The following is a 12,786-nucleotide window of genomic DNA, read 5'->3' as shown; positions in this document are numbered from 1 at the left end:
CTCTAGAAAAATTCCTAAATACCAGCCCGTATTCATTTCATTATTTAATACTATAAACGTTTTTGACTTCCCCACTGCTCACAGCGGTCTTTTCTTTCTTCATTCTGTACTTTTCATCGTATTTCACAAACATGGATACGTTGACAAGTACGCCCATCGAAAGGGACAGGACAAGCAAGGAAGAACCCCCGTAACTGACAAAAGGAAGCGGAACTCCAGTGATGGGGATCACGCCTGACACCCCTCCCAGATTGATGAATGCCTGCAGGCCTATCATGCTGGAAATACCGATGGCCAACATGGTGCCAAAGGGATCCCTGCTTTTTACTCCAGTATAAATCCCGCGTAATACGATATAGGCCAGACCGACAATGACAAAAGCCACACCAAGCAAGCCAAGTTCTTCTACGATGATAGCCATGATAAAATCAGTATGTGACTCCGGCAGATAACCAAGTTTCTGTATACCCTGTCCAAGGCCCAGCCCCTTGATCCCTCCGGCACCTATCGCCAAATATGAATTGACAAGCTGATATCCTTCACCCTGGGCATACTGAAACGGATCGAGGTAGGCATGAATCCTTCCCACTCTTTCATCCGTAAAGATATAATTCCTCCCAAGATAAATAAAAGGTGACAGGATAAGCAAGAGAACAGCACCCACTGCCCCCAGTTTAAAAAACATCTTAAAGCTGATGCCCGAGCAGAGAATCACAAAACAGCCGATCATAAATATGATGCCTGCCGTTCCATAATCCGGTTCAAGAAATACCAGAAAGCAAATAAAGCCAAACAGCAGCAAAGGAGGCATGACGCCCACATTCAACTGATCTATGTAATCCTGCTTTTTTGCGTAAACGGCCGACAAGTAAATGATCACTGTTAATTTGGCAAATTCGGATGGCTGGATTTGCATGAATCCGATATCAAGCCAGCTTTGCGCACCATTGACTTCATCCCCGACGAAATGAACGGCCAGCAAAAGTCCAATTGTACCGAACAGCACTAATTTTAATGGAAACTTAAATCGCGTGAACGCTTTGTACGGGAAGGCTGCCGCAAATAAAAAAGCCCCAAAACCGATTAAAATATTGAATAACTGTTTTTGATAGAAATGATCACTGCTAGTTTCATAGTATTCCACAGCCGTTACCATGCTTGCGCTATATATCATAATCAAACCAAAGAAAACCAGGAACGCATAAACAGCTATCAACGAGTAATCGTACGATTTTAATATTTTTTTTATGAGCATAATCTCTTCCTATCCCTTTTTTAAAAATATTCTATATAAAATACTGAAAATCCTGCTTACCTTTACAAAAAGCTGTTTTCGTAGATTGTTGCTTTTGGAAAAATCCCTAGTGCCGGATTTTTCCCCTTGTTACAAGGTTTTTTCTCTCTGAACAGGGAGAATAGCTCTTTTCTTCCTTGCTTACCAGGATATTTTGTGTGATTGATGTCAATATATTTCGAGATTCATATTAAATAGCAACAAAGTTAGAAAAGAGCCTTTCAAAAAGAAACGGCAATGATGGCGTCTAGTAAAAAAACTCAAACAATCACATGCTGTTTGTTTGAGTTTTAATGATTATTTATTTTTTGGTCGAAGCCTCATGCAAAGCAGAAAGCTCTCTCTCTAAAGAATCCATAAGGGTCTTTCCATCTACTTCGTCCACTAGTCCAAGACGGACAGCAAATTCTATTTCACGGGATAATCCGAACATTTGAGTATCCAATACTTCCTCATATAAAGGACATTGGGGCATCGTTAAATTATCCATCTGTACTTTAATAAGCTTTAAAATTTTCTCTGCGTCAGCCTTCAGCAGCTGATAGGCTTTTTCACGATGGTCTATTTTCATCTCAGACGCCATAATGATCCCCCCATTCCGTACAAATAGCGATTCTCTTATCTTAAAATTTTATCGTTAAACCGACGAAAATGCAAGTGGGAAAACCAAAGTGGAGGTGTACCGCCAAAGGCATACGGCCTGTAGCTGCTGAGCGTTGAGATCGATCATGACTAAATACAAAGGAGGAGATTGACAGGGCGCCTGCCGCTGGGGAAGTGGAACTGGGCAAAATTATAGAGAACGCACAGCTAAGCTGCCTTTGTATTGGTGGGGTTCTGAATGAGATAAAGAAACGGTTGTTGTGAGTTGTTGAGGAATAGGGCGGAAAAAGGAGCGTTAATTTTTGCGTTCCCCTGTTTGGATAAATAAACATAATTGCTGATTGTATCAGTAACGAGATCTGTCCTGTGAAATTTATAAAGGAAGGGAAGAAGTGTCAATACAAGGGGGACCTGTAGTAATAGAGACTTTTTGTTTTCGAGCGTCAGAGGTTTGGGGCTGCGAGACCTTTCTTTACGACTTTTATATTGAGCTTTTATTTGTCGTTTTTCCTTTTTTCATCCTTTACTTTATCTATTAAGGATTTTAATTTTTTATTATATTTCTTTAAAACCTCTCTTATGGACTTTAATCTTCAATCTTCTCTTTTATCATCCTTTACGACCTTTCTTAAGGACTCTGATTCTAAATTCTCACTTTTATCATCCTTCCCCCCTGATGGCTCCAACCTTCAAATCTCTTCCCCTATTGTCCTTTTCTTAAAAAATACTCCATTTATATTCAGAGCCCATTAATTCAAGAAGCCTTAGGCCCGCTATACTGTTTCCTGTATCATCAAGAGAAGGGCCAAATATACCGATGCCGCATTTTCGGGGAACGGAACCCATTATTCCGCCAGATACCCCGCTTTTCGCTGGTATCCCGACTTTTATGGCAAATTCACCTGAAGAATTATACATCCCGCAGGTAACCATGAACGTCTTGCATATACGGGCGACATCCCTGGTGATTAATTGTTTGCCTGTCACAGGGTCAATTCCATCATTTGCAAAAACCGCACCTATCTTGGCTAGGTCCTGGCAGTTCATTTCAATTGCACACTGCTTTGTATAGATATAAATTAAATGTTCAATATCTCCCTTGATGATTCCATGCTGTTTCATGAAATACCCTAGTGAGCGGTTCAAGAACGCAGTATGGAATTCTGATTCCGCGACTTCCTGATTGTAAGTTACTTCACTATCTCCCGTTAACCGCCTTACAAAGGCTAATAACCTTTCCCACTTTTCTTCATTGGTAGACCCTTTTATCATGTCGGTTACCGCAAGTGCACCGGCATTAATCATCGGGTTTAACGGCTTTGAAACTCTATTGGTTTCAAGTTTGATGATCGAGTTAAAAGGGTCACCCGTCGGTTCCATTCCTACCTTTGAAAATACCTCTTCCTCCCCATTGTCCATCAACACCAGTGCCAGTGTGATGACCTTTGAAATACTTTGCAGCGTGAATTTTTCGAGATAGTCACCTGCATAGAAAAATTCACCGTTTAAAAAACATACCGAAACAGAAAGGTTATCCTTATTTTCTTTTTTTAAAGCAGGTATGTAGTCGACCAGCTTTCCTTCAGCAGAAATCGGCCGGGCCTCACTGACCATTTTTGCTAGAATTTCATTATCTATATTCATTCCAAAAATCCTCCTCTCCCCCGTCTATATTTGTTTCTATATCTTTTCCCCACTATCCGGCCCGTTACTCATATCGTGAATCAGCAAAGATGTGAAAGCGGTGTATTATCTGATATACTAAGCTTATTACATAGATGGAGGGAACCTAGATGGATGCATCAATTGTACCTTTAACTGGTAGGGTAAAATACCAAATCACCTTAGATCCGGGTGTCTGGATTTTTGATGACAGAAAAGTCGATTTAAATACATATTTTCAGGACGAAGTAAAAGCGAAGAATGAGTTAGACGAATATACAAAGAACATGTCCAAAAACTGGACAAGGGAAATCCAAGAGGGCGCGACGTCTCCTCCAACCTTAAAAACGGAAAAAAAATATGAAAAGGAAAAGATTCTGAATGGCACTTTCGGAATACCGTTGTCCCCTTTTCTGAAAAATGCCGAGCCAGAGAACGGCGCTGACACCCTTGTAATTATGACCGCTGATCAAAGTGAAGAGCTTTCCCTTCCTTTATCAAAAGCAGAAGATCTATTGCTTGGCTTTTCGAAGGACGGCAAGCCATTAAAAGAAGATGGACCTGTTCATGTTTACTATAAGGATGGATCAAATTCAAAAAATCCGATTAAAAACGTCAGAGGAATTACAATAAAATAACTCATAAAAAACGATTCAGTCCGGAACAACTGAATCGTTTTTTTCATATGGTGTTAATGTGTTTTTTAACGGCTCTTTTCTTAAACTTTGCTATTTAATATGAATTCCAAAATATAGACATCATTCACCCGAAATATCAGAAAAGAGCTGCTCTACCTGTTCAGAGAGAAAAAACCTTGTACCAGGGAAAAAATCCGGCACTGGGGATTTTTTCCGAAAGGAACAATTCATACAACGAAAACAGCCTTTTAATATCACAAAATATCTGCTGCGAGTTGAGCCAATCCGGACCGTTCCCCTTTCATAAGCTTAATATGGCCGGCGACCGGGTGATCTTTGAACTTTTCCACCACATAGGTTAATCCGTTATTATATTCATCAAGGTAAGGGTGATCGATTTGTCCCGGGTCTCCCATGAGGACAATTTTACTTTTCTCACCCACCCTTGTCAGAATTGTTTTCACCTCGTGCTTGGTAAGATTTTGTGCTTCATCAATAATGATGAATTGTTCAGGTATGCTTCTTCCCCTGATATAGGTCAAGGCTTCCACTTCGATTGAACCCATTCCGGCCAGGATATCATCCAGTTCCCCCGGTTTTTTCGTATTAAAGAGATATTCCAGGTTGTCAAATATCGGCTGCATCCATGGCCTTAACTTCTCCTGCTTTTCCCCTGGCAGGAATCCTATATCCTTGCCGACTGGAACAATCGGCCTGGCCACTAAGAGCTTTTTATATGCTTGAAGGTCCTCTGTCTGGAGCAGTCCGGCGGCCAGTGCCAGCAGGGTCTTTCCTGTTCCCGCTTTTCCTACCATCGTGATCAATGGAATGTCTTCCCTTAAAAGCAATTCCATTGCCATTGTCTGCTGGACATTTCTAGGTTTTATTCCCCAAATATGATCCTGGTCATAGATGAATTTCCTAACATATTTTCCTGTAATATCTACAATCCCCACTGCTGAGGCCGAGCTTCCCATTGAATCTTTCATCAACAGAAACTGGTGTGAAAAGAATGGATGCTGAGTGATATCAGCTAACGGAATCTCGCCCTTTTCATAGAATTTATTCAGCAGATCCTTTGGGATGTAAATTTCAATAAAGCCGCTGTAGATATCACTCACATCCACTACCCTGTCACTCAGGAAATCTTCTGCCTGCAGCCCAAGTGCGTCAGCCTTTACACGGACGAGTGTATCCTTGCTGACCAATATGACTTGATGCCCGTCTTCTTTTGTTTCTTCTTCAAGAGACAGGTTTTTGGCTACCGCCAATATTCGGTTATCATTCGTCTTTTCAACAAAAATTTCCTGCAGCTGATGAAAAGAGCGGTGATTCAACTCTATTCGCAGTGACCCGCCATTATATAGCGGAATACTTTCATGGAGCTTTCCTTGTTGCCTTAAGCTATCAATTAGTTTTGATACATGTCTTGCGTTTCGGCCAATTTCATCCATATAGCGTTTTTTGCTGTCAACTTCTTCCAGAACAACTGCAGGTATCACCACTTCATTATCTTGAAAGGAAAAAATCGCCTGTGGGTCTTGCAACAAGACATTGGTATCCAGTACATAAATTTTTTTCAAATCGATGCCTCCTGCTCCTCTATTCTTATACTATTGTATGTAGACCCTCTTCATCCGGTTATTACTAAAGAGTCCACTTAAATAGGACGGCCCGTTGCTAAAATATATGAACCAAGGAATAAATATAGAAGAAGATTACACAATAAGTAATACAGATATAACAATTCGGAGGTTGCATAATGAAAAAATTGCTTACTTTGTTCCTGCTGGGCGCCTTATTAACAGGCTGCAACCAGCAGAATAACCAAACCGCTTATGATAACCAGGAAAATGGAGATAATCCAAGACCCATCAATGTAGAAAATAGTAATATTCAACAGGAAAACAATGACACAAGCCAGGAAGTCTCAAGAAACCTGGTCAGGATTGCTACAGCAGTGCCTGATGTCGAGGATGCAACAGCTGTTGTTCTCGGAAATTACGCCTTTGTCGGCATAGATGTTGATGCCAGAGTCGAAAGGTCGGAAGTCGGCACCATTAAATACTCGGTAGCTGAAGCCTTGAAGGATGATCCCCATGGCGCACAGGCAATGATTATTGCTGACCCTGACCTCTATGCACGCCTTCAGGAAGTCGGCGAGGACATTGAAAATGGAAGGCCTGTCCAGGGTATCCTGAATGAACTGTCGGACATTGCAGGGCGCCTGATGCCGGAACTTCCTAAGAACACCCAACAGCTGAATCCTGATGAAGCCCCTGAGAAATCACAGAACAAGGCAGGCCAGTCAGAAGAAAATCAACTTGAAAAAGAACAGCAAGATCAGTCAAATAACCATATGAACCGTGATAACAACAATAATTAAAAAAGAACAAAAAGAAGCCATGGATAAGCTTTGGATTTAAGCTTTCTTCATGGCTTCTATTACTTGCCGGTCCAGCCGGTCGGCAGCTTCTTGATCATATGTTTTTTCATATTGAGGTTCAACAGAAATCTTTGATCCATAAAACATGACATCTCTCACTTCACTAATAGATAGTGATACAAGAGACAGATTGATCGGCACACCCTTAAGCCTTTCAGACTTAAGTTCTGCACTTCCACAAATTGAATAGGAGGATTCATTTGCAATGATGTTCAATACAACAAGAGGATTGGTCTTGATGTTCTTGACAATTCTCGAACGGCTGTCAACAGCAAAGAGTATCTTTTCTTCAGTCTCCGCATATACCCATGAAATGGCGCTTACATTGGGACCACCTGTTTCAAAATCAACGGTAGACACAGTAATGAATCTCTCTTGTTGAAGTTCTTCAAATAAAACAGGCATCAGGCTCGTTTCAATTCGATTCACCAATGATCATCCCTCCTTTTTTCACTTATATTATACAACAGCTGAAACTAGAATAGAAAATAATTCCTGAATACTAAAAAATAATGTCTGGTTAATTATTGATCTTTTAGGAGAGTTATTAGTGTGAATATACCTTTTTCTTTTAGGAAGGCTGTTTTCGTATATATTGTTGCTCTCGGAAAAAACCAAAGAGCCGGATTTTTCCCTTGGAGACAAGGGCTTTTATCTCTGAACAAAGGTGTATTAGCTCTTTCCTTCTTGTTTATCAGCTATTTTTAGTTAATTAAGTAAGTAATTTTTATAGTTTGTATTAAATAGCAACAAAGTTTACGAAAAGAGCCTTTAGGAAAGACACAAATTTGGGCAATTCCGATCAAAAATAGACCCTTTTTTCTTAATTCAGACAAAGAAATGGACTCTTCCGCCCAAGAGTATTCGTAAGCCGCATAAAAATGTGGACTCTTTCTTTCGCTTAAGAAAAGACCATTTCCTCCCACAACACACAAAAATTCGGACACTTCCACTCAAGAATAGACCATTTTCTCTAAAGAAAGACACCCTCATGAACTCGAGGGCACTGAAAATATGTCGATACTTAAGACAAAATGCTAATTAATAAAGAAAAAGCGTTCTTCTCCCATAACATATTGTTCAGAGAGACGACGATATCAACAAGATCCGTATATTTACTGAACATCATTGATTGTTGTTGTATCATTGGAAACCACCCACTAATATTGATGGTTCCATAATAAAGTAAGGTTTTATTAGCGGATAGTATTCTCACCGTATTGGAGTGGAAGGTGCACGACCTCCTGCGGGACTAGCGGGACAGGTGAGACCCAATCCAGTTGCAGCGCCCCAGGTTACGTACCCACTGGAACGTAACCCAGCCCCTCGGGGTCGTGCACCTGGAACGGAAATCAATACTTTTTCGTAAAAACTGAAGTAAAAAAGGCAGAGTCGGTATTTGTAGTGAACGGCTCTGCCTTTTAAATTTTCTTGGACTTTTTCAGTGGCCTTATGAACTCAAGACCCCTTTTAGGGGAAGCTGTACAACTTCTCCATTATTGATAAAATAACAAAAAGGGGCTTAAAAAGCTTCAAACTATATAAAAGAACTACCTAAAAGAAGAAATACAGTTTACTCCGTGATATACTAAGAACAAAAATGTATACGCATCAAGACATGGAGGTGTCAAATATGAGAGTGAAATGCACTCTGTGTGATGTGATTGAGTCCATCAACGATGAATCTTTAACTGCGAAGCGCTTAAGAAACAGACCAATCCATACCTATATGTGTGAAATATGTCAAGACAGAATCACTAAGAGAACTAAAGAACGGGCCGATACGGGAAATTTCCGTCTCTATCGATCCGTTAAGTCAAAAAATGACTTTTGACATACTTCTAAAAGGAAGCATACTAGGAATCATTTCCGGAGTTATTTTAGGGATAATCCTTAAAATAACTGAGATACTAACCAAACTAAAAGTATACACATTGCTGCTGAATATTGATTTTATCCCTGTGGCGGGGGACATCAACTGGCCGGAATTGATGGAATTCCTTTTCCACTTAATAGTGTCGGTTTTCTTGGGAATCTTATTTTATTACCTTGCTTCCCGCTTAAATTTTGATAATAAGCAGAGGTTCTTTTTAGCTGCCGGCCTGACATTCCCCGCTTTACTGTTGTACTTCCCATTGTCCATTCTGGCTGAAAAAGATGTACCTGCATTAAATGACTGGGCAGCTTTATTCTATTGGAGTACAGGACATCTTCTCTATGCAGTGTGTTTAACTCTTTTATTTCCTATATTGAAAAAGTGGAAGTCTTAAAACCATAACAAAAAAGCAGAGGCGATGGCCCCTGCTTTTTTGTTATGAACTGAATTCTTCTTTTTTATGGCTGCGCAGCCTGATTTTATAAATGATTAAAATCAGAGCTGCAACCACAAGCCCTTCTGCTACAGGCAGGAAAATTCCTAAAAAGGTTAAAACTGTTGATCCAGCCGCAAGGAAGAAATAAATTACAACAGATTTCAAAAGCGGCAATTTTTTTGCAAATCCTAATTTATACACCAGAATTGATAAAGCAATAATCGTAATGTATAAAAGCCACATACCGAGTGTAGGGTTTTCCTCCACCCGGAAGAGGGATGCGAAAAAGGATAAACGTTCAGTTACCATTTCCTGATCACTCCTAATAGTTTATATTAGTTAGTTTCAGCTACCTTTTTCTTTTTAGTAACTCTTTCACGTTCATTTTTATCAAGAATCTTTTTGCGAAGACGAATAGATTCCGGTGTCACTTCACAGTACTCATCATCATTCAGATATTCCAATGATTCTTCAAGAGTCATGATACGTGCTTTCTTAATCGTTACCGTTTGATCTTTATTTGCAGAACGAACGTTAGTCGCCTGCTTTGTTTTTGTGATATTTACTGTAATATCATTCTCGCGTGTATGTTCTCCAACGATCATACCTGCATAGATTTCTGTACCAGGCTCAACGAAGATAGTTCCACGGTCTTCTACTCCCATAATACCATATTGAGAAGATTTACCTGTTTCCATTGAAACGATAACACCTTGTCTACGGCCTCCGACTTGACCTTTTTGCATAGGCTGGTAGCTGTCGAATGTATGGTTGATGATTCCATAACCACGAGTTAGAGTCATGAATTCTGTTGAGTAACCGATCAATCCACGCGCAGGCACCATAAAGATCAATCTTACTTGCCCGCTGCCATTGTTGATCATGTCGAGCATTTCACCTTTACGAGTTCCCATGGATTCGATGATGCTTCCTGTATACTCTTCAGGAACATCGATTTGAACGCGTTCTACAGGCTCACATTTCACACCGTCAATTTCACGCACGATAACTTCCGGTTTTGAAACTTGAAGCTCAAATCCTTCACGGCGCATGTTTTCAATCAAGATAGAAAGGTGAAGCTCACCACGGCCGGAAACTGTCCAAGCATCAGGTGAATCCGTGTTTTCAACACGCAAGCTGACATCAGTTTGCAGCTGTGCAAGCAATCTTTCTTCAATCTTTCTGGAAGTAACATACTTTCCTTCACGGCCAGCGAAAGGACTGTTATTAACCAGGAATGTCATTTGAAGTGTAGGTTCGTCGATTCGAAGCACAGGAAGTTGATCCTGATGATCGATAGGACAAACTGTTTCACCAACATTGATATCTTCCATACCTGATACCGCGATTAAATCACCAGCATGGGCTTCTTGAATCTCAACGCGCTTCAAGCCCATGAAACCGAAGATTTTTGTTACACGGAAGTTTTTCACACTTCCATCAATTTTCATCAATGCTACTTGCTGTCCAACTTTCATTGTCCCTCTGAATACGCGTCCGATACCAATACGTCCTACGTAATCGTTGTAATCAAGAAGTGCTACCTGGAATTGAAGCGGCTCTTCACGATTATCGATTGGAGCTGGTATATGCTCAATTACTGATTCATATAAGCATTGCATGTTTTCGTCCTGGTTAGCTGGATCCGGATCTGTGCTTGCGGTACCGTTGATTGCTGAAGCATAAACAACCGGGAATTCCAGCTGGTCTTCATTGGCATCAAGCTCGATGAAAAGCTCCAATACTTCATCAATGACTTCTTCAGGTCGTGCTGAATCTTTATCAATTTTATTAACGACAACGATTGGTGTTAAGTTTTGCTCCAGGGCTTTCTTAAGAACAAAACGAGTCTGTGGCATACACCCTTCATAAGCATCGACAACAAGCAGAACGCCGTCAACCATTTTCATAATACGTTCAACTTCTCCACCGAAGTCAGCATGTCCTGGTGTATCAAGGATGTTGATACGAGTATCTTTATATTGAATTGCTGTATTTTTGGCTAAGATTGTGATTCCTCGTTCTCTTTCAAGATCATTGGAATCCATGGCACGCTCTTCAACATGCTCATTTGTACGGAAGATACCTGATTGTTTTAACAACTCGTCGACTAATGTAGTTTTACCGTGGTCAACGTGGGCAATAATCGCTATATTTCTTAAATCATTTCTTAAATTCAATGTATTCACTCCTGATTGTAGTTATCTTTATTTATGATAACAGACATTATGAACTGCCTTCATGTGTTCCATCACAAAATCCAGCCATAAGCGGCCCTTTTTCTTGCAACTAAGACATTATATCACAGCAATCGTAAAAGCAGAAACTTATTCTTGTAAATATTATTACATCAGGGTTGCTTAAACCCGGTACTTTTGCGAAGACACGCATCATTACTGAATTACGTATAACTATTCAGAGTTTCATCTTCAATAAATTACCATCTCCAGTTGGACTTTCAGACATGCAATTACACATTAGGAGCGGATATAAGGGCTTAATAATCGTCTTTCTTTTAGAAGTATGCCGTTTTTTTAAAAAACAGTAAGTCGGGCCTGTATTTCTCCAAGAATAAAGCTTGTGATCGCAGCATTTCATTGATAATATTTTAAGTATAAATCTTTGTGACTTCCATCAAAGGAGAAGTGAATCGTGAAAAATATCAAATGGATTTTTGTACTGTATGCCGTTCTGTCAGCTGTTTGTATAATGGGAATTGGAATCGCTATCAGCGAAAAAAGCCTATTCCTGGCGATACTGGCTGTTGCGGCATGGATCTCAGTAATGGGGTATGGATTTAAGACGAAGAAAAAGTTTCGTGAAGAAGGAAAGCTGTAAAGACTGAAGATTTTCCCTTTCATTCATTGATAGAGAAGTCTTAACCAAAGGCTCTTAAGCAAGAGAGAAAAGAGCTACTCTCCCTGTTCCGAGAGAAAAACCTTGTCTGAAAGCAACAACCTAAACGAAAACAGCCTTACCAAAAGAGCCGGCCATATTTGGCCGGCTCTTTTCATATTATATTTTTTTTATCGATACATCCTTTAAATAAGTCTTTGAAATATTCTCGTGAAGACCCGGCTTGCAGGAGAAAACCGAGCTCTTTTGAAGCATGTCCAACTCCTTGCCATCCAGGCTCGTCACCACTCCGCCTACTTCTTCAATAAGGATTTTCCCTGCAGCGAAATCCCATGGTGCAAGCCTCATGGTCATATAACCATCAATTCTTCCGGAAGCTACATACGCCATTTCCATGGCCGCTGATCCATATGACCTTGTCCCTCTGACATCCCTGACCAATGGCCCCAGAACTTCTTTATTTATCCGGTTGTTATCCGTCACCCAGAGGGCATTGACTCCGATAATGGAATCCCTGACATCTACCTCTTGCAGGGGCGGGAGTTCCAAGTCGTTCATATAGGCCCCGTGACCTTTGCGTCCATGATACAGCTCATCATGGACGACATCGTAAATATATCCCAGCATACCTTCTCCATCATGATAAATACCAATCGAGATGGCAAAATTCCGCTGTTGATGAACAAAATTCATGGTTCCATCGATGGGGTCGATGATCCAGATCGTTCCCTTCATATCCTTCAGTTCATCGCCAAAACCCTCTTCACCTAGTATATGATGATCCGGATAGATATTTCTAATTCTTTCAATGAAGAATTGTTCTGTCTCCTGATCCACATTCGTTACAAGATCATTTCGGTTAGATTTAGTTTGTATATTAAGCTGCGTTTTAAATGACTGCCTGATTCTTTCTCCGGCTTCTTTAATCCAGTGCTTGACATATGTATCGATCTCTTGCCAGTTGGACATTGCGCA

At 40.4% G+C, this 12,786-nt stretch carries 14 protein-coding genes; 5 read left to right on the top strand and 9 right to left on the bottom strand.

Annotated features, from left to right (window positions below; translation table 11 throughout):
• Nucleotides 1–40 precede the first annotated feature (40 nt).
• The 3 genes from BSG1_RS09150 to glsA form a co-directional block, all read right to left on the bottom strand.
• Nucleotides 41–1,255 (bottom strand): FtsW/RodA/SpoVE family cell cycle protein, encoded by a 1,215-nt coding sequence (locus BSG1_RS09150; RefSeq protein WP_044022668.1) that lies wholly within the window; start codon nt 1,253–1,255, stop codon nt 41–43.
• 340 nt (nt 1,256–1,595) lie between these two features.
• A complete protein-coding gene (locus BSG1_RS09145; protein ID WP_006836725.1) occupies nt 1,596–1,877 on the bottom strand; it encodes a YlaN family protein in 282 nt (93 codons plus the stop codon).
• A gap of 737 nt (nt 1,878–2,614) precedes the next feature.
• Nucleotides 2,615–3,541: a glutaminase A gene (glsA, locus tag BSG1_RS09140; protein WP_006836724.1), complete on the bottom strand. Its 927-nt coding sequence runs from the start codon at nt 3,539–3,541 to the stop codon at nt 2,615–2,617.
• 149 nt (nt 3,542–3,690) lie between these two features.
• Between glsA and BSG1_RS09135 the strand changes: the two genes are divergently transcribed.
• Nucleotides 3,691–4,197, top strand: a complete 507-nt coding sequence (locus tag BSG1_RS09135; RefSeq protein ID WP_006836723.1) for a hypothetical protein — start codon at nt 3,691–3,693, stop codon at nt 4,195–4,197.
• Between the two features lie 254 nt (nt 4,198–4,451).
• Here the strand turns inward: BSG1_RS09135 and BSG1_RS09130 are convergent, their stop codons facing one another.
• The gene (locus tag BSG1_RS09130) at nt 4,452–5,780 is read right to left on the bottom strand and encodes a PhoH family protein (protein ID WP_006836722.1); all 1,329 of its coding nucleotides are present in this window, start codon (nt 5,778–5,780) and stop codon (nt 4,452–4,454) included.
• Between the two features lie 179 nt (nt 5,781–5,959).
• Between BSG1_RS09130 and BSG1_RS09125 the strand changes: the two genes are divergently transcribed.
• Nucleotides 5,960–6,583, top strand: a complete 624-nt coding sequence (locus tag BSG1_RS09125) for a YhcN/YlaJ family sporulation lipoprotein (protein ID WP_006836721.1) — start codon at nt 5,960–5,962, stop codon at nt 6,581–6,583.
• Between the two features lie 36 nt (nt 6,584–6,619).
• On the opposite strand, the gene BSG1_RS09120 is transcribed toward BSG1_RS09125, so the two are convergent.
• Nucleotides 6,620–7,075: a pyridoxamine 5'-phosphate oxidase family protein gene (locus tag BSG1_RS09120; RefSeq protein ID WP_044022667.1), complete on the bottom strand. Its 456-nt coding sequence runs from the start codon at nt 7,073–7,075 to the stop codon at nt 6,620–6,622.
• 592 nt (nt 7,076–7,667) lie between these two features.
• Nucleotides 7,668–7,790, bottom strand: a complete 123-nt coding sequence (locus BSG1_RS21565) for a hypothetical protein (protein WP_269479314.1) — start codon at nt 7,788–7,790, stop codon at nt 7,668–7,670.
• A gap of 486 nt (nt 7,791–8,276) precedes the next feature.
• Here BSG1_RS21565 and BSG1_RS09115 point away from each other — a divergent pair, with 486 nt between their 5' ends.
• Together BSG1_RS09115 and BSG1_RS09110 are read left to right on the top strand one after the other, a co-directional pair.
• On the top strand, nt 8,277–8,477 hold the full coding sequence (locus tag BSG1_RS09115; protein ID WP_006836719.1) for a YlaI family protein: 201 nt from the start codon (nt 8,277–8,279) through the stop codon (nt 8,475–8,477).
• Entirely contained in the window at nt 8,467–8,913 is a 447-nt protein-coding gene (locus tag BSG1_RS09110; protein WP_052302381.1) for a hypothetical protein, read from the top strand. Before BSG1_RS09115 ends, BSG1_RS09110 begins: the two co-directional genes overlap by 11 nt.
• A gap of 42 nt (nt 8,914–8,955) precedes the next feature.
• Here BSG1_RS09110 and BSG1_RS09105 read toward each other — a convergent pair whose 3' ends face one another.
• Together BSG1_RS09105 and typA are read right to left on the bottom strand one after the other, a co-directional pair.
• Nucleotides 8,956–9,264, bottom strand: coding sequence for a YlaH-like family protein (locus BSG1_RS09105; RefSeq protein ID WP_006836717.1), 309 nt, complete (start codon nt 9,262–9,264; stop codon nt 8,956–8,958).
• A 26-nt stretch (nt 9,265–9,290) separates the two neighbouring features.
• Nucleotides 9,291–11,135, bottom strand: coding sequence for a translational GTPase TypA (gene typA, locus BSG1_RS09100; protein ID WP_006836716.1), 1,845 nt, complete (start codon nt 11,133–11,135; stop codon nt 9,291–9,293).
• A gap of 472 nt (nt 11,136–11,607) precedes the next feature.
• On the opposite strand from typA, the gene BSG1_RS09095 reads away from it, so the two are divergent.
• A complete protein-coding gene (locus BSG1_RS09095) occupies nt 11,608–11,793 on the top strand; it encodes a YlaF family protein (RefSeq protein ID WP_006836715.1) in 186 nt (61 codons plus the stop codon).
• 177 nt (nt 11,794–11,970) lie between these two features.
• Here the strand turns inward: BSG1_RS09095 and BSG1_RS09090 are convergent, their stop codons facing one another.
• Entirely contained in the window at nt 11,971–12,780 is an 810-nt protein-coding gene (locus tag BSG1_RS09090) for an inositol monophosphatase family protein (RefSeq protein WP_044022666.1), read from the bottom strand.
• Nucleotides 12,781–12,786 lie beyond the last annotated feature (6 nt).

The organism is Bacillus sp. SG-1, assembly GCF_000181495.1.
Taxonomy (GTDB): Bacteria; Bacillota; Bacilli; order Bacillales; family Bacillaceae_B; genus Rossellomorea.
The sequence above is the reverse complement of the archived record's forward strand: the minus strand, read 5'-3'. Positions and strand labels throughout refer to the sequence as shown.

What these genes read in the sequence shown, in the direction of transcription:
- glsA (WP_006836724.1), bottom strand. Translation starts at nt 3,541, where the DNA reads ATGAATATAGATAATGAAATTCTAGCAAAAATGGTCAGTGAGGCCCGG.
- BSG1_RS09150 (WP_044022668.1), bottom strand. Translation starts at nt 1,255, where the DNA reads ATGCTCATAAAAAAAATATTAAAATCGTACGATTACTCGTTGATAGCT.
- BSG1_RS21565 (WP_269479314.1), bottom strand. Translation starts at nt 7,790, where the DNA reads ATGATACAACAACAATCAATGATGTTCAGTAAATATACGGATCTTGTT.
- BSG1_RS09105 (WP_006836717.1), bottom strand. Translation starts at nt 9,264, where the DNA reads ATGGTAACTGAACGTTTATCCTTTTTCGCATCCCTCTTCCGGGTGGAG.
- BSG1_RS09110 (WP_052302381.1), top strand. Translation starts at nt 8,467, where the DNA reads ATGACTTTTGACATACTTCTAAAAGGAAGCATACTAGGAATCATTTCC.
- BSG1_RS09125 (WP_006836721.1), top strand. Translation starts at nt 5,960, where the DNA reads ATGAAAAAATTGCTTACTTTGTTCCTGCTGGGCGCCTTATTAACAGGC.
- BSG1_RS09135 (WP_006836723.1), top strand. Translation starts at nt 3,691, where the DNA reads ATGGATGCATCAATTGTACCTTTAACTGGTAGGGTAAAATACCAAATC.
- BSG1_RS09115 (WP_006836719.1), top strand. Translation starts at nt 8,277, where the DNA reads ATGAGAGTGAAATGCACTCTGTGTGATGTGATTGAGTCCATCAACGAT.
- BSG1_RS09145 (WP_006836725.1), bottom strand. Translation starts at nt 1,877, where the DNA reads ATGGCGTCTGAGATGAAAATAGACCATCGTGAAAAAGCCTATCAGCTG.
- BSG1_RS09090 (WP_044022666.1), bottom strand. Translation starts at nt 12,780, where the DNA reads ATGTCCAACTGGCAAGAGATCGATACATATGTCAAGCACTGGATTAAA.